12 protein-coding genes are annotated in these 18881 nt (G+C 52.5%); 2 read left to right on the top strand and 10 right to left on the bottom strand.

What is annotated here, in order from left to right; genetic code table 11:
- Window positions 1-49: 49 nt before the first annotated feature.
- The 6 genes from JUF22_RS11275 to JUF22_RS11250 all read right to left on the bottom strand — a co-directional run bounded on the left by JUF22_RS11275 (window position 50) and on the right by JUF22_RS11250 (window position 9058).
- Complete coding sequence (locus JUF22_RS11275; RefSeq protein ID WP_203646298.1) at window positions 50-1195, bottom strand: CamS family sex pheromone protein; 1146 nt, start codon at window positions 1193-1195, stop codon at window positions 50-52.
- Between the two features lie 22 nt (window positions 1196-1217).
- Window positions 1218-3251, bottom strand: a complete 2034-nt coding sequence (ligA, locus tag JUF22_RS11270) for an NAD-dependent DNA ligase LigA (protein WP_203646296.1) — start codon at window positions 3249-3251, stop codon at window positions 1218-1220.
- 21 nt (window positions 3252-3272) lie between these two features.
- Window positions 3273-5534 carry a DNA helicase PcrA gene (pcrA, locus tag JUF22_RS11265; RefSeq protein ID WP_203646295.1) on the bottom strand — a complete coding sequence of 754 codons (2262 nt, stop codon included), beginning with the start codon at window positions 5532-5534 and terminating at the stop codon, window positions 3273-3275.
- 696 nt (window positions 5535-6230) lie between these two features.
- On the bottom strand, window positions 6231-7379 hold the full coding sequence (locus JUF22_RS11260) for an ATP-grasp domain-containing protein (protein WP_203646293.1): 1149 nt from the start codon (window positions 7377-7379) through the stop codon (window positions 6231-6233).
- Between the two features lie 109 nt (window positions 7380-7488).
- Entirely contained in the window at window positions 7489-8064 is a 576-nt protein-coding gene (locus JUF22_RS11255; RefSeq protein WP_203646292.1) for a xanthine phosphoribosyltransferase, read from the bottom strand.
- Between the two features lie 85 nt (window positions 8065-8149).
- A complete protein-coding gene (locus JUF22_RS11250) occupies window positions 8150-9058 on the bottom strand; it encodes a 1,4-dihydroxy-2-naphthoate polyprenyltransferase (protein ID WP_203646290.1) in 909 nt (302 codons plus the stop codon).
- 731 nt (window positions 9059-9789) lie between these two features.
- Between JUF22_RS11250 and JUF22_RS11245 the strand changes: the two genes are divergently transcribed.
- Complete coding sequence (locus JUF22_RS11245; RefSeq protein ID WP_203646288.1) at window positions 9790-10767, top strand: polyprenyl synthetase family protein; 978 nt, start codon at window positions 9790-9792, stop codon at window positions 10765-10767.
- A 59-nt stretch (window positions 10768-10826) separates the two neighbouring features.
- Here the strand turns inward: JUF22_RS11245 and cydC are convergent, their stop codons facing one another.
- The 4 genes from cydC to JUF22_RS11225 all read right to left on the bottom strand — a co-directional run bounded on the left by cydC (window position 10827) and on the right by JUF22_RS11225 (window position 17599).
- Complete coding sequence (gene cydC / locus JUF22_RS11240; protein ID WP_203646286.1) at window positions 10827-12563, bottom strand: thiol reductant ABC exporter subunit CydC; 1737 nt, start codon at window positions 12561-12563, stop codon at window positions 10827-10829.
- Window positions 12560-14293: a thiol reductant ABC exporter subunit CydD gene (cydD, locus tag JUF22_RS11235; protein WP_203646284.1), complete on the bottom strand. Its 1734-nt coding sequence runs from the start codon at window positions 14291-14293 to the stop codon at window positions 12560-12562. The genes cydC and cydD overlap by 4 nt, the downstream gene beginning before the upstream one ends.
- Before the next feature lie 851 nt (window positions 14294-15144).
- Entirely contained in the window at window positions 15145-16155 is a 1011-nt protein-coding gene (cydB, locus tag JUF22_RS11230) for a cytochrome d ubiquinol oxidase subunit II (protein ID WP_203646282.1), read from the bottom strand.
- Window positions 16148-17599, bottom strand: a complete 1452-nt coding sequence (locus JUF22_RS11225; protein WP_125765128.1) for a cytochrome ubiquinol oxidase subunit I — start codon at window positions 17597-17599, stop codon at window positions 16148-16150. The genes cydB and JUF22_RS11225 overlap by 8 nt, the downstream gene beginning before the upstream one ends.
- A 274-nt stretch (window positions 17600-17873) precedes the next feature.
- Here JUF22_RS11225 and JUF22_RS11220 point away from each other — a divergent pair, with 274 nt between their 5' ends.
- Window positions 17874-18818 (top strand): NAD(P)-dependent oxidoreductase, encoded by a 945-nt coding sequence (locus JUF22_RS11220; protein ID WP_203646280.1) that lies wholly within the window; start codon window positions 17874-17876, stop codon window positions 18816-18818.
- Window positions 18819-18881: the final 63 nt, after the last annotated feature.

Raw genomic sequence — 18881 nt, 5'->3', positions numbered from 1 at the left:
TTATCCCCTCACCTCGTCATGTGGTGAGCAGGACAACGACTCCTACTTTTTAATAACTATTAAAGACGTGACTCGTGAACTTCTTCGAGCCAGTGGTCCGGTTCAAGAAGCTTTGCACACCGTCCGTCGATGACACCGTAATGTCAATCGGCACGCCGGATGGCAGGTACTTTTGCGCCGCCGTCTGGAGATACTGCGTGAAGCTAATGATTTCCGTTTGGCTGTAGAACTGCGTTTGAATGTTAACGTGCATCCCCGTCAGCGATTTCCCATTGTAATGAGCCTGAGCGGTGACCCCACTCAAGTTCGGGAAGAAGTTTTGAACTTCCGTCTTGAAGTTCGAGAAGGAACTTTCATCGTTGCTGTTCGGGCTGCTCTCGCCACTCTCAACCGGGAAGACGTAATTCTTTTCGCCTAACGCCGTCCAACTGTAGACACTCGTGGCGCCCGCCTTGTTGTTCGAGTAGGCAATGAAGTCGCCCCCGACCAAGCTATCGTTCGAGGCTTGCCGATAAATGGCAATGACGATTGGCACATTCTTCAGGGCTGACTTCTTCCGCAACCGCTTGAGAACGGTGTTGGCCGCCTTCTTAGCGTAAGCTTCACCAGCCGCCTTGCTGATCTTGGTCTCAAACGTGGCGCCGTACTGAGTCTTCTTGTAGTAATCCACCGAGTTGACCGCGATTCCAATCGTGACCCCGCCCAGACTCAGTTTATTGTTCTTCTGGGTCATGTAATCTTGTTCTTCTAAGGCCTGAATGTAGATGGGGTTCCGGCCAGTCGACGATGTTGAGCCGTTGCTGGCAGGGTTTAACCCCGTGGCATTCGACTTAGATTTCCGGTCCAACCAGTTCTGGACGGTAGATGCCGACAGATGCTGGCCTTCTTGGAAAACATACTTCTTGGTGGAGAAGACTTTCTTCGAGACGTTCAGCATCCCATTTTCAAAGCTCTTCAGGTTGTACGTATTCCCAGAGTCTTGACTGTTGGTCACTCCACGCGATTTACTCGTTTGGTAGTGGCCACTCTTAATGACCCCTTCGTAATCACCATCGCTGCTTTGTCCCGTTAATTGGGTTCCCCCGGACTTACTGCTGCCGGAAGTTCCGGACATACTGGAACTACTTAAATTGCCACACGCGGCCAAAAATAACGGCACCGCGGCCAACGCAATAAAGGTTCGTAACCGTTTCACGACTTGTTTCCTCCTAAAGTCATCATTTCGTTTCGTTCATCGCTGCCTGTAGTTGCGCTTCGTTCCAGACCGGAACGTTGAGCGACTGGGCTTTGGTGAGCTTGCTACCGGCGGCTTCACCCGCAATCAGTAGATCCGTCTTCTTGGAGACGCTCCCCGTGACCGTGGCCCCGTGTTGCTCGAGCCAGGCGGTCGCTTCTGGTCGGCTCAGTTCCTGGAGCTTCCCGGTCAACACGATACGCTGACCAGCAAACTGGCCTTCCGTATCCACGGGCGTTGCCGCCCCACTGGTATACGTCAGGTTGACGCCGACCGCACGGAGTTCATCAATCAATTCACGAACCTGATCACTGGCAAAATAGGTCACGACGCTGTCGGCGATGATGCCCCCAACCGTGTCGATGGCAGAGATAGTCTCACTATCAGCCGCCATCAGGCTACCAATATCACCGAATTCAGCCGCAATCGACCGCGCGGCTTTAGCCCCCACGTGCCGAATACCTAAGCCAAATAGCAAACGTTCTAATGAATTATTGCGACTATTATCAATCGCTGTCAAGAGGTTTTGGGCTGACTTCTCCCCAAATTTATCTAAAGTTAATAATTGGTCGGTCGTCAGCCGGTAAAGACTGGCCACATCGTCGACCAATTGACGGTCAAACAGCTGCGCCACAATCTGTGGGCCTAATCCGGCAATGTTCATGGCATTCCGAGAAGCGAAGTGATTCATCCCCTCGGCCAATTGGGCCGGACACCGCGGATTGATACACCGTAGCGCCACTTCCTCATCCAGGTGGACCAACTTCGCCCCACAGGACGGACAGTTCGTCGGGATGGGATAGGGTTCTGCATCCGCTGGACGTTTAGCGGCCACAAACTGAGAAATTTCGGGGATGATGTCCCCGGCCTTGTGCAACAGGACCGTGTCGCCCAACCGAATGTCCTTAGCCGTCAGGTAATCGGGGTTGTGCAGGGAGGCCCGCGCAACCGTGCTCCCAGCTAAGGCAACGGGCGTCATGACCGCTGTTGGCGTCACGATTCCCGTCCGGCCGACCGTCCACTCAATATCTAAGACGGTCGTCTGAACCTCTTCCGGTGGGAATTTGTAGGCAATCGCCCACCGCGGCACCTTGACCGTCGCCCCGATTTCTCGTTGAAGCGGTAAGGAGTTGGCCTTGATCACAATCCCATCGATTCCGTAAGGCAGATCAGACCGTTGCCCCTGGTAGTGGTCGATGTAAGTCGCCACGTCGTCCATATTGTGGGCAACCTGGTAGGCCGGATTCGTGGTAAAGCCGAGTTCGGCCAGCTCATCCAGCAAGCCACTCTGACTCCGCGTATTTAACGGCTCGTAGTCGGCGATGTTATACATAAAGGTCGCCAGCTTACGGTCGGCGGTCACCTGCGTATTTTGTTGGCGCAGGCTCCCGGCCGCCGCGTTCCGGGGATTGGCAAATGGCGCCTGACCGGCCGCCTCGCGTCGCTCATTCAGCGCGAGAAAGGCCGCCTTAGGCATGTAGCATTCGCCTCGAACATCAATCGTCAGTGGCCGGCTCAGGGTTTGGGGAATGGACGGAATCGTCTTCAAATTGGCCGTAATGTCCTCACCAATCTGCCCGTTGCCCCGTGTTGACCCCTGCACGAATTCACCGTTCTCATACCGCAGTGAAATGGCCAGACCATCAATCTTTAATTCACAATTATAGTCAAAGTCCTCGTCAACATTACTGCGAAGACGTTCATCAAATTCCTTGAGCTCATCGATGGAGAACACGTCCCCCAACGACAGCATGGGAATCTCATGGGTCACCTTAGGCAGGTCGCCACGGGTGGTGCCCCCCACGTTTTGCGTGGGTGACTCCGGTGTCACGATTTCTGGAAAGGCTGTCTCCAAGGCGACCAACCGGGCATAAACCCGATCGTACACGTCGTCTTCGACCGTTGGTGCATCCGCGTTGTAATACTGTTTGCCCCAGGTAAGTAATTGGGGCCGGAGCTCTGCTGCCTCGGCAGCGGCTTGCTCCGCCGTTAAGGTTTTAATGGGTTTGTCAGTCATCAAATTCCTCCCACGTCACACTTATTTTTCGACTCGCTTGATTGGGGCGAAGGCAGCTAATAGCCGCTTAACACCCTGTTCTGGAAAGGCAATATCCAATTCGGCATCTTCACCGGTCCCGTTGACTTTAACCACGGTCCCGATCCCCCACTTCTTATGGCTGGCCTTATCGCCGACGCCCCAGCTAACTTCACCGGCACCGGTGCCAGCTGGTTCGCTGACCCGGCCGGTTTTGCCGGTATATGGCTTGGCAACCGCACTGGCCGTCCGCCGGGCAAATGGCACGTCACGGCGACTTGGGGTCAAGCCGGATTGCGTTTCGCTGTAGTCTAAGTGCAGCAACTCTGGATCAATTTCGGTCACGAAACGGGACTGCGGGTTGGTTTGACGCCGACCGTACAGCATCCGCGAGTAGGCGTTGGTCAGGTACAGCTTGGTTTGGGCCCGGGTAATCCCCACGTAGGCCAACCGCCGTTCTTCTTCCAACTCGTCGTCTTCCAGCATGGCCCGGGATAGTGGGAAAATCCCCTCTTCCAAGCCCATCAGGAAGATGACGGGGAATTCCAATCCCTTAGCCGCATGCAGCGTCATCAAGGTCACCTCAGCGGGTTCCTCTTCAACGTCGTCTTGCGCGGAAACCAAGGCCAAGTCAGCCAGAAATTCGACCAGTCGTTCTTCCGTTTCATCATGATCGGCGTTATCCCAATCATCATCAAACTTCTGCGTCACGGATAAGAATTCTTGGATGTTTTCGATCCGGGTCTCCGCCTCCAGGTTCTTGGCAGCAACGGCTTTCAAGGCCGCCATATAACCAGTCTGGTCCAACAGTTCATTGGTGATTTCGGAAACGCTCATGGTGGCGGCCTTGTCTTGCACGGCCTTCAACGTCATCCCAAATTTCTCCATGGCATTGCGAATCCGGGCGCCCAGGTTCGTGGCCAACGCAATGTTTTGTGTGGCTTCTAACTCGGTCCAATCGTTCATTTCCGCAAAGTCCCGAAGCTTTTCGACACTCGTTGCGCCAATGCCCCGCTTAGGTTCATTGATGATCCGTTCCAAACTCATGGAGTCAGCCGGATTAGCGACCAACGTCAGGTAGGCCAGGACATCCCGAATTTCCTTACGGTCGTAGAACTTGTGCCCCCCGACCATGGTGTACGGAATGTTGGTCTTGACCAGGGTTTCTTCAATCACCCGGGATTGGGCGTTGGTCCGGTACAAGATGGCAAAATCGCCGTAGCCGCGGTTGTGTTGCTCGCGTTCTTCTTGAATCTTAGCGACCACGTAATGGGCCTCATCATTTTCATTTTGGCCCCGGTAATACGAGATCTTTTCCCCTTCCGGATTGTCCGTCCAGAGATCCTTCTTCTTCCGGTTAACGTTGCGTTGAATGACATCGTTGGCGGCCTTCAAGATGGTCTTGGTCGACCGGTAATTTTGTTCCAGCAACGTCACGTGGGCAGCGGGGTAATCATGTTCAAAGTTTAAAATGTTTTCCATGTTGGCACCCCGCCAACCATAGATACTTTGGTCCCCATCCCCAACGACACAGAGGTTACCGTACTTTTTCGCCAACAGGTTGACCAGCGTGTACTGGGCGTCGTTGGTATCTTGGTATTCATCGACGTGAATGTACTTGAATTTTTCTTGGTAGTAACCCAAGACTTCTTTATCTTGATTGAAGAGTTTGATGGTCAACATGATCAGGTCATCAAAGTCCATGGCTTGGTTGGCCTGCAGCTCACGTTGGTAGCTCTCGTAGACCGTCGCCACCGTCGTTTCAAAGGGATTCCCAGCGGCTTCACGCATCATCGCTGGTGTTTGTAAGGCGTTCTTAGCGTTTGAAATGGCCCCTAACACAGAACGGGGGTCAAACTTCTTCACGTCTAAGTTTTGTTGCCGCAGAACCCGCTTGATCAGCGTCCGTTGTTCCCCGGGATCCGCAATCGTAAAGGCCCGGTTGTAACCCAGTTTATCGGCATCTCGCCGTAAAATCCGCACACACAGGGCATGGAACGTGGAGACCCAGACATCGTTGCCATCTGGCCCCAATAATTTAATGACCCGTTCGCGCATTTCCTTAGCGGCCTTGTTCGTAAAGGTGATCGCCAAGATCCGCCACGGCATCACGTTGTTGTGCTCAATCAGGTAGGCGACCCGGTGCGTTAACACCCGGGTCTTCCCACTACCGGCACCCGCCAATACCAACAGCGGTCCCTCCGTCTGAAGGACGGCCTCCGTTTGCTTATCGTTCATGCCAGTTAACAATTCTTCTCCTGCCACCGTGAACACAGTCCTCTCTGTAATTAGTCTTGAATAGTATACCAAAAAAACATACGTTCTGCTGGAAGTCTCCCCGATATTTCAAAAGAATTTTCGGGGACCGCTATCATAATTTTTACGGTTAAAAAGTCAGGCACACCAATAAACGCACCCAATCAGCCAGCCGGGTGATCAGATGCGCAATGTCACTGTTTTTATTTGTCGTTGTTGGCGCCTTACCGGTCGGCGAAAATAAACCGGAACGCGGTGGGCGGACACCTGAAGCCAAAGGACGGTCTTCAGGCTCGCTTTGAGTCTCAAAATGCGAGTCTCAAAGTCGCCAATTCTCTAAACGGTCAGGATCAACCGTTAAGAGAATTCCCACGGCTGAGTTTATTTTCGCCGACCTCACGGCTGACAGCGGATTAAAACCGCGACACGTCCGCTGTCCTCTCCTCAACCCAGTGACACCCACAAGTCAATGCTAACTTACTGGCCGTCACTGGGTTAACTGGATATGAGCCGCAGGGAGAGTGAGAATGGGCTTAGCCGTGGGAATGTTCTTAGCGGCGCTTCTTGCCAGTTAGAACATTGATATCTTTGAGACACCTGGGTGGCTCAAAGTAAGCGCGGAGACCGCTCTTTGGCTCCGGGCGTTCGCCCACAGCGTTCCGGTCCCATTCTCACTCTCCCGGAGGCGCCAGTTTTCCGTTAACCCTAGTCGACTGCTGGGTCGGTTGGGGTGGACCAGATGGCGGTGTCGTCCAACTGGTCGAGCAGCGGCTTAACCGCCGTCCCCTGCACGGAAATGTGCCCCACCACGTCATCATCGGCGGGTTTGCGTAAATGGTAGAAAGTGAAGTGCCAGTTGGCCTTGATCTGCCACTGCGTCTGGATAGCCGTCAACTGACTGGCCGTAAAGTTAGCCGTCACTGCTGGCGTTAAGATCGTTGGTTGGGCCAAAGGTAGGCCACAAACGGCGCGCATGTGTTGTTCAAACTCGTCGACTGTAGCGGCATCCCCGAAGACGTACCCCGTCTCGCTAGGTGCGGCAACGATTTTCTTCACGTAAATTGCGCCACTGCTGGTGAGATAGAAGGAAACTTCAAAGACCCCAACATAGTTGACGTTCTTGCCGACTTCCCCCGCAATCCGGTGAATTTCACTGGCCACGTCGTCATCGAGTTGTGTGGGGACCCAGGTCTTCTGAGCGCGGTCATTGACCGACTGCACTTCGGTGATTGGAAAGGCCTGTTGGTTGCCCTCTTGGTCACGGGCAACGATGATTGAGAATTCTCGGTCATACGCGATTTGGGATTCCAAAATGTAGGTTCCCCAATCGAGTAACCCAGCAGCTTTGGCAATATCCGTTTGCGTCTTGATGACCAACTCACGACCGTGGGACCATTCTTTTTGAATGGGCTTTAAGACACAAGGATAGCCAATGGAATTGACGGATTGGTACACGTCGTCCAAGTTGATGATCGTTGCGTATGGGGCCACGTTCACATTTAACTGATCAAAGAAGGCCCGTTCCAGCAACCGATCCTGCATCATTTCCAGCATGTCTGACCCCTGTGGAACCCGGGTGAACTGTGCCAAGAACTTGATGACATCCGTGTCCACACGGTCCGAATCGTACACGATGGCCGCACAGCTCTCAGCAAAATGCTGGAGCTTGTCGCGATCCTTCGTGGTGCCAACTGCCTTGAAGTCTGCTAATTGTAGTGCCTCACTCGTTTCGTCAGCGCCGTACGCCCCGACACGCAACCCCATTTTCCGGGCCGTTGTTACCAACATTGCCGCGTTAGCGCTGTTACCAATCACCCCAACAGTATCTCCAGGATATAAGACCGTGTTCGCCAATTTACTCCCTACTTTCTACCTAAAATTAATTTTTTCGTCAGTGTTAAAAATTGAAACCATTCACTTTTTATTCTAAAGTTTCCCAAGCGATTAAACAAGTTTGCGACGCCTAATCCTGGGCAAAAATGACCTGACCATCCGCAAAGGACGCAATACTAGCCAGTGCGACCAATGGCACGCCAGCGTCAACGACCATTTGGTGGCCCTTCTGGAAGCGTTTCTCGATGACAACACCGACACCGCCGACCGTGATTCCCGCCGTTTCAGCAATATCAAACAAACCTTGAACGGCCTGGCCGTTTGCGAGGAAATCATCCACGATCAGCACCCGGTCCTCGCGTGACAGGAAGCGACGGTCAATGGAAATATCGTTGTTGACCTGCTTGGTGTACGAGTAGACCTTGGCCGTGTACAGATTGTCCTGCAGCGTCAGGCTCTTGTGCTTGCGGGCAAAGATAACGGGAACCTGTAAATGTAGCCCTGCCATGACGGCGGGCGCAATCCCAGAGGATTCGACCGTTAAGACTTTGGTAATGCCGGCGTTTTTGAAATGGCTGGCAAATTCTGCCCCCATCTGGTCCATCAATTGGGGATCAATTTGGTGGTTCAAAAAGTTATCAACCTTCAGTACGTTGCCCGGTAAAACCGTCCCGTCCTGTCGAATGCGATCTTCTAAAATTTTCATCGTCTTTGACCTCCAAAAAGTATTTCTTTCATTCTACCCGATTGCTGCTTAAAAAACACCAACCTGATCAGACATTTAGGAATGCTTAACCCAACCACAGGCCGAGCAATTCAGAAACGACCGTCACCAGCGCTAGAATTCCTAAGCTGCGGACGGCTAGGATAAAGGTTTCCTTCTTCACCTGAACGCGAAACAGACCGCGAACGTTACGCACAATCAACGGCACGCTGATCAGTGCCAGCAACGACCATTTGGGCAGGTCACCCAGGACGACGCTGACAATCAGCGACAGATACCCGATGACGTAGAAGCTCGCAAACAGCCATAAGGCCCCCTGCTTGCCCAGGTAGTAGACAATTGTCTTCCGGTTCAGGCTCAGGTCCTCGGCGGCGTCACAGATGTTATTAGCCAGCAATAACGCGGCAATGGCCATCACGGCGATCCCCGATGCCAGTAAAACGCGCCCCATGAGTTGCCCGGTGAAGGCGGACGTTTGATAAAGGTTTAAATAAACTGTGATTAGCATAATCATATAGCCCATGGTAAATCCGGCAAAGAACTCTCCCGTGGGCGTGCCAGATAAAGGTCGCGGACCACCGGCGTATAAGTAGCCGACAAGAAAACAAAAGATGCCCATGACCAATAACGGCCAGCCGGTCACCCAGACGAGATACAGGCCAATGGCCCCCGCCACAACCGCCATGCTCGCCATCAAGGCAAAAATCCGGTTAACGGCCAGGTGATGGACCCCAATGATGTTGGTATGCTTCTTCCACTCAGCAGCCTGATTGCCTGCCTTGGTATAATCCTGATAATTATCATTGATATCCACGGCCATATTAAAAAGCAGCATCGCCACAAAGAATAACCCGGTAACACCCCAGTTCACGTGCTGATAGTTGGCCTGGACAAAAATAACACCCAATAAAAATGGCCAAACAGAGGCAATTTTGGCTTTGATTTCAACGAGTTCGAGAAAGGTACTGACGGTCATACGGATTCCTCCTGAATTTTTTATAAGTTCAATGTTATTGATTTGGTCTCCGACTTAATGCTGACTGGAAACTGCCAAATAAGCCGAGAATTATGTATGCTAAATATTTTGTTACGCGACAATCTACTACAGAAAATGATTGTGTGCGCCCAGAGAGACTAAGGTACCCGAACGGACGCGCCATGGCCTTCACCCCTAGATACCACGCAAACCAGCGACAATTCTCACGGGCTAAACCAGTGTTAGCCGCAGGGCTGGTGAAAATGGGCTCAGCCGTGGGAGTTGCCTTAGCGGGTCCCCCGCTTAGGCAACTGCTATCTTTGAGACGTGGTTTTCGGCTCAAAGTAAGTCCGAAGACCGCCCCCCAGGCTTCGGACGTGCGCCCACAGCGTCACGGCCCATTTTCACCAGCCCGGAGGCGCGGATAACAACTAGTTTAGCCACAATTTGATAATAGCCCATGTCTGCGGTGAGTTCAACCGCTACAGACATGGATTAGCCCCTCCACCCCAGCCCCACAAATTAGTTTTTACCCGCAACGATTTCACCAGCGTTACGTCACTCACCGTCCACCACAACAATCCCCGATATCACGCCATTTATCGGCAATCTGGTCCGACTAGTCCACCCAACGTCCTAACAAATTCGAACAACAGAGTAACCTTTATTTGACAACGTTTCCACATGCCGGTAAGATAAATTTTAACGTAACATACATAGCGAGGTGCAAAATGGATCGACAACTTTGGCGGCAATTTCCACAAGTAGAACCGCAACTGGATGCGCTACAGGACTACCTTTTCCGGGCGGTTCAGCTGGATAACCAACCCATCCACAGCAAAATATTAGCGTTATTAAAATCTGGCGGCAAGCTGTTGCGTCCGGGATACTTTTACCTATTCTCTAAATTCGGGAACCAGGGCACACCGGCGGAATTACAGGCCGGCGCGGCAGCGCTAGAAATTCTGCACGTCGGCACCCTGATTCACGACGACGTCATCGACGAGTCCCCGACCCGGCGTGGCGTGCGCACGATTCAGATGAAGTATGGGCAACGCAACGCCATTTACGCCGGCGACTTCATGTTCACGGTGTACTTTAATCAGGTCCTAAAGGCCACGGCCGACCGGCACATGGTGCAGGAGCATATCGACGCCATGCACCGCATTCTGCAAGGGGAGCTTCACCAAATGGACCTCAATTACCGTGAGGACATCACGATTGACGCCTACCTCAACGAAGTCGCTGGCAAGACCGCCGAGCTGTTTGCGCTGAGTTGCTACACCGGTGCCAAACTTTCTGGCGCACCAGCCAGCGTGGTGGCGATTACCCGTGAGATTGGGATTGCCATTGGTTGCGCCTACCAGATGCTCGACGACATTCTGGACTATGCGGGCGACCCGGCCAAAACGCAGAAGCCCGTTCTGGAAGACTTGCGCTCTGGCGTGTACTCTTTGCCCCTGATTCTGGCGATTCCCCAGGCTAAACGAGACTTCCACCACCTATTGCGTAAGAAAAAAGACATGACGGTCGCGGACATTCAGGCCGTTCAGGCATTGGTCGCCCAGTACCACGGTGTCGAAGCCGCTCGGCAATTGGCCCTGGCTCACACGGAAAAGGCGCTGGAGCTGATTCAACAGCTGCCCGCTGGCGAGGCCCAGGCCGACCTCGAAAAGCTCACGACCATGCTCCTTCGGCGTGATCATTAATCGATTGCATAAGTAAAGGGTCATCCCCACGTGAGGATGACCCTTTTTGTATACCCATTTTATTTTCCACGATCCAAATCGTACAACGCTCTGAAACGGGCATTGTCGCGGTACAGCTCGGCTGGTGTTCCCTGCATGTCGAAGCGGCCGTTTTCAATGAAGCGGACCTGATCGACGTGATTGATACCGGCCAAATGGTGCGTGACCCAGATAATCGTCTTGTCGTGGAGCACACTAAACACCGTGTCCAACAAGTGTTGCTCGGTAATCGGGTCCAGGCTAACGGTTGGCTCATCTAAAATGATGATAGGCGCATCTTGCAAGAGAATCCGTGCCAAAGACAACCGTTGGCGTTCCCCGCCAGAGAACCGACTCCCGGCCTCCTGAACTTCCGTGTCGTAGCCTTGAGGCAACCGACCGATCAGATCATCCAGTTCAACGGCTTTGACGGCCGCGTGAACATCCTCATCGGTGGCATTTAAATTTCCCAAGCGCACGTTGTTCATTACGGTCGTGTCAAACAAATACGGCTGCTGGTCCAACACGCCAAAGAGTTGCGCCCGTTGCTGTTGTAACTGGGCAATCGGTACGCCGTTGAGGGTTACTTGACCACTTGCGGGCGTTTCGTCTCCCAAAATAAGTTTGAGCAGCGTGCTCTTCCCCGTCCCACTGGGACCCAACAAGGCCAATTTTTCACCCGGATGGAGCTCTAGGGACAGATCATCAATGACTTGGCGCTCGGCACCCGGATACGTAAAGGCCACGTGGTCCAGCTTCAAGGTTGGCTCGCCGCTGATCGTGGTCTGTGGGGCCTGTTCCGGTTCATTTTCATCCAAGCGGTTGACCCGTTCGATGGAATCCTTGTAGACCGGCCACTCGCTGACCCCTTGGCTCATGCTCGAGAACGGTTCGACGGTTGGGAAAAGCGCCAGCCCAAAGGCGGCGACCCAGTTGGCCTCAGCCTGATTGTGGGTAAATGTCAGTCCGGCCCACCACACAATCAGCACGACCGCTGCCCCGAAGACGACCTGAATGGCAAAGTTCCGCCACCACTGGAAATGGTGGTCGGCTCGCCGCAGCGTGGCAATCTCATCGATAGGTTGGTCCTGTTGTGCTAGGAAGGCCGTTCGCCGACCAGAAATCAGCCAGTCGCCCAACCCCAGCACGGAATCGGTTAATTTGGTATAAAAGTTCCGTTGCACCTGACGTGCTTGGAACTCCCGGCGACCGTTTACCGTCACGGATAACAGCGGCATGAAGATGACGATCACACCCAGCAGTAGCAGCATCAACAGGCCAAATGCCCAGTTGAAGTAGCCAATCCCAATGACCACGAACAGATAGAGTAGCCAACCAATGACCAGTGGAAAGACCGTCCGCAAATAAAGGTTTTCAATGTGGTCGATGTCTTCGGCCAAGATGCTGAGGACATCCCCCGTCTGGTGCGTCTGGCGAATAGCGACCGCTTGCTTCTCCACGGCCTGATACAGTCGTTTCCGGAAGTCTGAAACGATTCGCAACACCCAGTTGTGACTGGTCAGGCGTTCCGCATAACGAAAGGCTGGTCGGCCAATCCCAAAGGCCCGCGCGAGCACGATGGGTACGTAAATCATTAAAATGTTGTACGGATGGGTGGCCGCCCGACTAATCAGATAGCCGGAGTTAAACATCAACGCGCCCCCACAGAAGAAGGTCATGAAGCCCAGAAATAGCACCAGCGCCAACAGTTTCCGATAGCGTCGCAGGTACGGCATGACCCAATGATCGTGTTTAAACGTCGCAAAAAATCCCTTCATCGTGTCGTCGCTCCTTCCATTTCAGACCGCAACCGAACGTAGGCGCCGTTTCGCTCCTGGAGTTCGGCAGGCGTTCCCTGCTCCACGATTTCGCCGTGGTCCATCACTAAAATATAATCCATTTCATTCATCCAATGGAGCCGGTGCGTCGCAAAGAATACCAAATGGTTCGCAAAGACCGGCATCATGGTTTGTTTCAGTTCTACTTCGGTTTCAATATCCAAGTGCGCCGTGGGTTCGTCAAATAACAGCACTCGCCGCGAATCATCCAGGAAGGCTCGCGCCAACGCAATCCGTTGGGCCTGTCCCCCGCTGACGCCCCGGGCCCCCTCACCAATCTGGGTCTCCAAGCCGGCTGGCAAGGAGGCAATCCAGTCGGTCAATCCAGCCTTGGCGGCAGCGGCATTGACGGCCGCTTCGCTCGCATCCGGTGCATAGAAGGCCAGGTTGTCCCGCAAGCTAGCATGAAACAGGTACGGCGCCTGCGGAATGTAAACGAAGCTGCGTTGCCAAGCTTTTTGGTCGAGGTGCGGCACCTGCGTTCCGCGAACGTGAATCTCCCCGTCTTGTGGGCTCAGAAAACCGCCTAATGTATTGATCAGCGTCGACTTCCCGGAACCAGAGGCCCCAATGATGCCGACCTTTTGAAAGCCATGCACATCAAACGTGATGTCCTTTAACGTCGCGGCATCCTTGCCATAGGCCACGTTCACGTGATCAAAGCGCACGTCATCGTCGGCCGTCCACACGGGCTCGCGGGCTGGTAAGAGCTCCCGGTCACTCGGCGTTTCGCGTTGTAAAATGTCCAGCACGGCCGTCAACGCATTTTTCCCGTTCAGGGTCGCGTGATAGTCGTTGGCAAAGTTCCGAATTGGGGCAAAGTAGTCCGGTGCCAGGGTCAAAATGACCAGTGCTGGCAGGAGTTGAATCGAGTTGTTCATCAAACCAAAGCCTAAGAAGACGGCAATGATGGCAATCGACAGCGTCGTGAAAAAGTCCAACGCAAACGTTGAGGTCATGGCAATCGTCAGGGTCGCCATGGTCTTCTTACGGTAATCTTCGCTGACTTGATAAACGTTGTCCGCATACTTTTCGTTCAAGCCCAGCTGTTTCAAGGTTGGCAGTCCCCGTAACGTATCCACAAAGTGATTGGATAGCCGTTGGTAACCGGCGTATTGTCGGTCGGCTTTGGCCTGCGCCGCGAGTCCCAAGATAATCATAAAGATAATAATCAACGGGTAAATGGCCAGCAGGAACAGCGCCTCTTTCCACTGGATAAAGGCAATGTAGATGAGCACCAACCAGGGCGTAATCGACAGGTCCAGTACCTTCCCGATGATCATCATCAGGTAGGTTTGAATCTTATCGATACCCTCCAGGCCCATGGTGACCACGTTCCCGGTCCCCTTCTCAGCCACTACGCTAGGACCCAGGTCAAATAGTTTGGCCATAAAATCCTTCCGCAATTTCTTGGTCGTTCGCTCGACAAACGGATACATCAGCCAATCCTTTAAGAGTGTCAACAAATGCCGTGCCAAGAAGGCGACCGCAAACACTGCCAACGGTTCGACAATCGTGTCAATCGGCTGTTGTTTCCAGAGCTGAACAATTGCGGCCGACAAGTACTGTGCCTGAATAATAATCATAATGGCTTGAATCACCGTCAGTACCGCCTCAATCACCGCGGCCGGTTTCACACCCGGAAATTTAAAAACTCGTGAATCAATCAAAATAAAGCCCCCTCACAACAAGTGATAACTCATACTGACATGATAGCATTTTTTAGGTATCTAAGCGCTACCAATCGCCGCTTCCCAACATCTTTTCGACAATTTAGTTGGTCACAACTGATTGGACTTGGTGGTGGTTGTGCGTTGGCGTTCTCGCCTGCGGCAGCTAGATACGCCCCGCCTGTGGGGCCCGGCTGAAGCCAAAGTGCGGTCTTCACCCTCGTTTGGAAGCTTCACCAAACCCGTGAATCTTCCAAACGACCCGTGTTCTAAGTCCGGCAACCCCGGCCGCACTAAGAACACCGACACAGGTCTGCGCATCTAGCTGCCTCCGGCTTCACTTGACGACAACCGCCAAGCCCAACCAGTTATGACAACAATTGTCCAACTGTGTTCCATTATCTACCGAGTTTGTTCCTAACCAGCCTCAATATGTACACACTAAGAAACAGGAAATCTCAGTCCACATCGACTACCACCACCGGTTTAAACCACTGTCAGTCGCAGGGTTAGTGAAAAATAGGCCATCAAGGTCAGTGTCAGTGACCAGAGGCGAATCAAAGTGACCGGCTGTGTCGGTGGCCTTGGCTGAGGTCCTTCCTCAGCCTAGCCCACGGGACAACCTTTGAGACCGCCTTTCGGCTCAAAGTTGAGGTGGAAGCCCGCTTCTCAGGCTGAAACCGGCCCCATAGCCGGGCACTTTGAATTCGCCGTCGGGAACGAACTATAACACGACCCAGGCCCGGTTTTCACCAGCTCGGCCCCGCTGGCAAAGACTGGTTTAACTAAAAATCCCCACGGCTGGGAAAGTCGTGAGGACCCGAGCACCAATCAGGTGCATTTAACTTAAATTAAGCGTTTTGCTTAGGTGAAGCCAACCGCTTGTAGAAGACCCAGTAGCTCCAGATGAAGTAGACCAAGACGATTGGCAGGATGCTAAACGCCAAGATGGTCATCAGGTGCAACGTGTAAGGTGAACTAGAAGAGTTCTTGATCAGCAGTGAGTACGCTGGATTGTTGGCAACCATGACCCGTGGGAATAACCCATTGAAGATCAAGACAACCACACTGACCAGTGACAGGCCACTGCCGATAAAGGACAGCCACTCGTGGTTCCCCAACACACCCCAGTAAGCCAAGCAAGTGAAGATGACCAAGGCAACCACGATGGCCGTGGTCGTCAGTGGCTTCTTGGCAAAGAAGTCGGTTGAGAAGTACAGCAGGATGGCGAACAGAACTTCGCCTGCAAATAAGACGGGGTACAAAATCTTGTTCCAGGCCAAGGCCCGGTCCCGCAATTCACCGGACGTCTTCAACCGAATGAAGTTTAACCCATGAACCAGGGATAAGACGGTGACCGCCACCCCACCAACGATGGAGAACAAGTTGACGTAGTCGAAGAAGTGCGCGGTCATGTCCCCATTTTTATCGATAGGCATCCCGGCAATCATGGCGGTAAACAGCATCCCAAACAGGAAGGCTGCGCAGAAGCTCCCAATCGTGGAAGCCCACTCCCAGAAGCTTCGCCAGGTTTCCGTTTGCATATTAGCTCGGAATTCAAACGAGACTCCCCGGAAAATCAGGGCGGCCAAGATTAAGAACAGCACCAGGTAGAAGCCGGAGAACAGGGTCGCGTACCACATTGGGAATGACGCGAACATGGCACCACCAGCGGTGATCAACCAGACTTCGTTCCCATCCCAGTGTGGCCCGATTGAACGAATCACAACGTCACGTTCGGCTTCGGTCTTGGCAAAACTCTTGACGAGCATCCCCACACCAAAGTCAAACCCTTCTAGGAAGAAGAACCCACTAAACAGCACGCCGATTAAAATAAACCAAATCAGTTGATAGCTAGTCATGGTTGAACGCCCCCTTTGAGTACGGATCAAGGTCAGTATCGCCCGCCGCATACCCATCGGTATTTTCAGTATCAGGACCAGCCTTCAACGTCCGGTGACACAGAACGATCATGACCAGGCCCATGCCGGCAAACATCAGGAAGTAAACGATGTTTGATGTCAGCAGCGAGGCAACGGATACATTTGGCGAAACCGCGTCGGCAATGGTCAGTAAGCCATAGACGACCCAAGGGTAACGCCCAAATTCAGTAATGAACCAACCAGCCGTGTTGACCACGAATGGGAGCCATAGGCACAGACCCATGATGTAGAGGAACCAGCGTTGATTCATAATCAGCTGCGACTTCTTGCGGTTAAAGAACAGCCCGACAATCGCGAGCAAGGCAAACAGTGCCCCCGCCCCAGACATGATTCGGAAACTCCAGAATAAAGTCTTCGTTGGGACGTAGTAGTTAATGTCATTCCCGTACTTCTTATCGTACTTGGCATGTAACTCCTTGTTAATCGTGTTCATCCCTTTGATGGTCCCGGTTGTCTTGTGGTAACTCAGTAAGTTCAAGACATACGGCACATCAACGGACCAAGTCGTCTTGTGTTGCTTGTTGTCGAATCCAGCAACCATCGACCATTCACCTTTATTGGTCGAGTCCTTGTAGAGCCCTTCCATAGCGGCAAATTTCATCGGTTGGTTGTTGATTAAGTAACGACTTTGAATATCCCCACTGGCAATGGAACCCAGGGAGAAGATTAAGCCAATGACCAGGGCGACGTTCAAAGACTTGCGGTAGAACGTCACGTGATCCTTCTTCAGCAGACGCCATGCAGCACAGCCGGCAATGACGAAGGAAGCGGTAACAAAAGCGCCGAAGATAACGTGCGGAAATTCACTCCACAGCTGGGGGTTACTCAAAACAGCCCCGAAACTGACCATTTGGACGTGGCCCGTTTGTTGGTTGATGATGTAGCCCAATGGGTTCTGCATGAAACTGTTGGCAGCCAGAATCCATAATGCGGAAAGTGAAGACCCGAACATAACTAACCAAATAAAGAGCGTGTGGACCCACTTATTGAAGCGGTCCCAGGTAAACATCCACATCCCGATGAACGTGGATTCCATGAAGAAGGCTGCTAGCGCTTCGATGGCTAATGGTGCCCCGAAGATGTCCCCCATAAACCGAGAGTATTCAGACCAGTTCATCCCAAATTGGAATTCCTGAATAATACCAGTAACCACCCCAACGGCGAAGCTGTACAGGAACATTTTGCCCCAGAACTGCGCCATCTTCTTGTAATCCTCATCACCCTTAATCGCATACATGGTTTCCATGACGGCGACGACAAAGGCCAAGCCGATTGAAAATGGAACGAAGAAGAAGTGAAAGACAGTGGTCATTCCAAATTGGAATCGCGCTAGGCCCAGGATATCCAGACCAAGATTTAACATTTTTCTAACCTCCCCAAACGTTATTAGTGTAAATAAATAATTGCTGTCTTGGCTCTATTATATCGAGTGATAAGTCAATAAGCAATGGTTGGGCGCCAATCTACCCAAAGTTAATGGATTATATTCGAAATTTGTGTGCAATTAAGTTGTTAGTCTTCGTGACACTTTAGTCAATGTGTGTTATTTGTGTAAGCGTTCTCCCTGTTTTCGCGGGATTTCTGGCAAACTCGTGCTAAAATGGAGGGGACGGTAAACGTCGAAGGAGGTTTTTTACATGACAGAACGATTATTAACCTTTCCAACCTTAAATCAAACGCAAATCACTGCCCTAACATCCCTGGGTGTCGACGTGGTTCCCGCTAGTGACTGGGAAACCGCCACGGATATTGACATCATCTTTGGCTGGGGGCAACACGGTCCAGCCGTTCTGCAAAACCCACAGAATCACGTGCGCTGGATTCAAACGGTGAGCGCTGGGGTCGATTATCTCCCCCTCGATTGGATTAACGCCCACAATATTCAAGTCACCAACGCAAGTGGCGCCTACTCTGCGGCCATTGCGGAGTCGACGATTGGTTATTTACTTTACTTTCTACGTGACTTTAACGATGCGGTCAAGAACCAGGCCGGCCACTTCTGGCAGGTGCCTGCGCGCTCCGACCTGGCAACGTTGGCCAATCAGAAGATTGTTATCTACGGAACCGGCAGCATTGGCCAACACATTGCCGAGTTGCTGAACGGCTTTGGCAATTACCCATTTGGCGTCAACCGCTCCGGCCACGGTGTCACTGGCTTCCAGGGCACGGTGAGCCTGGAAGATGACGCTGCGTTAGTCAAGGATGCCGACGTCATCATCAATGCGATGCCCGCCACCCCGGCGACCGTTCATTACTTTAATACCGATTACTTTGAAAAATTAAATGGCGTGCGGATCTTTGTCAACGTCGGCCGTGGGAAGTCCGTCGACGAACAAGCCCTCATGCACGCACTGCTTTACCAAAACGTGTTGAATGCCGCTTTGGACGTCTTCGAGACGGAACCCCTTCCCCGCGAATCCAAGCTGTGGGATTACCCGAACGTCCTGATTACGCCACACCAAACCGGTTTCGATGTCGACAACATCCGGCCAATTTTCGGTTACCTCAGTGATAACCTGAAGAGCTGGGACGCCGATGGTCAGTTGACCGTCAACCGCGTCGATGTCAGCCGTGGTTACTAACGTTTAGTAGGCTAACGTAAAATACGTCTCTACCCATTTGTTGGGCGGAGACGTATTTTTTAA

The sequence above is a fragment of the Levilactobacillus lanxiensis genome, from assembly GCF_016861655.1.
GTDB lineage: Bacteria > Bacillota > Bacilli > Lactobacillales > Lactobacillaceae > Levilactobacillus > Levilactobacillus lanxiensis.
The sequence above is the reverse complement of the archived record's forward strand: the minus strand, read 5'-3'. Positions and strand labels throughout refer to the sequence as shown.

Coding starts and splice junctions, on each gene's coding strand:
- ligA (WP_203646296.1), bottom strand. CDS start 3,251: ATGACTGACAAACCCATTAAAACCTTAACGGCGGAGCAAGCCGCTGCC.
- JUF22_RS11255 (WP_203646292.1), bottom strand. CDS start 8,064: ATGAAAATTTTAGAAGATCGCATTCGACAGGACGGGACGGTTTTACCG.
- JUF22_RS11250 (WP_203646290.1), bottom strand. CDS start 9,058: ATGACCGTCAGTACCTTTCTCGAACTCGTTGAAATCAAAGCCAAAATT.
- JUF22_RS11245 (WP_203646288.1), top strand. CDS start 9,790: ATGGATCGACAACTTTGGCGGCAATTTCCACAAGTAGAACCGCAACTG.
- cydC (WP_203646286.1), bottom strand. CDS start 12,563: ATGAAGGGATTTTTTGCGACGTTTAAACACGATCATTGGGTCATGCCG.
- cydB (WP_203646282.1), bottom strand. CDS start 16,155: ATGACTAGCTATCAACTGATTTGGTTTATTTTAATCGGCGTGCTGTTT.
- JUF22_RS11225 (WP_125765128.1), bottom strand. CDS start 17,599: ATGTTAAATCTTGGTCTGGATATCCTGGGCCTAGCGCGATTCCAATTT.
- JUF22_RS11220 (WP_203646280.1), top strand. CDS start 17,874: ATGACAGAACGATTATTAACCTTTCCAACCTTAAATCAAACGCAAATC.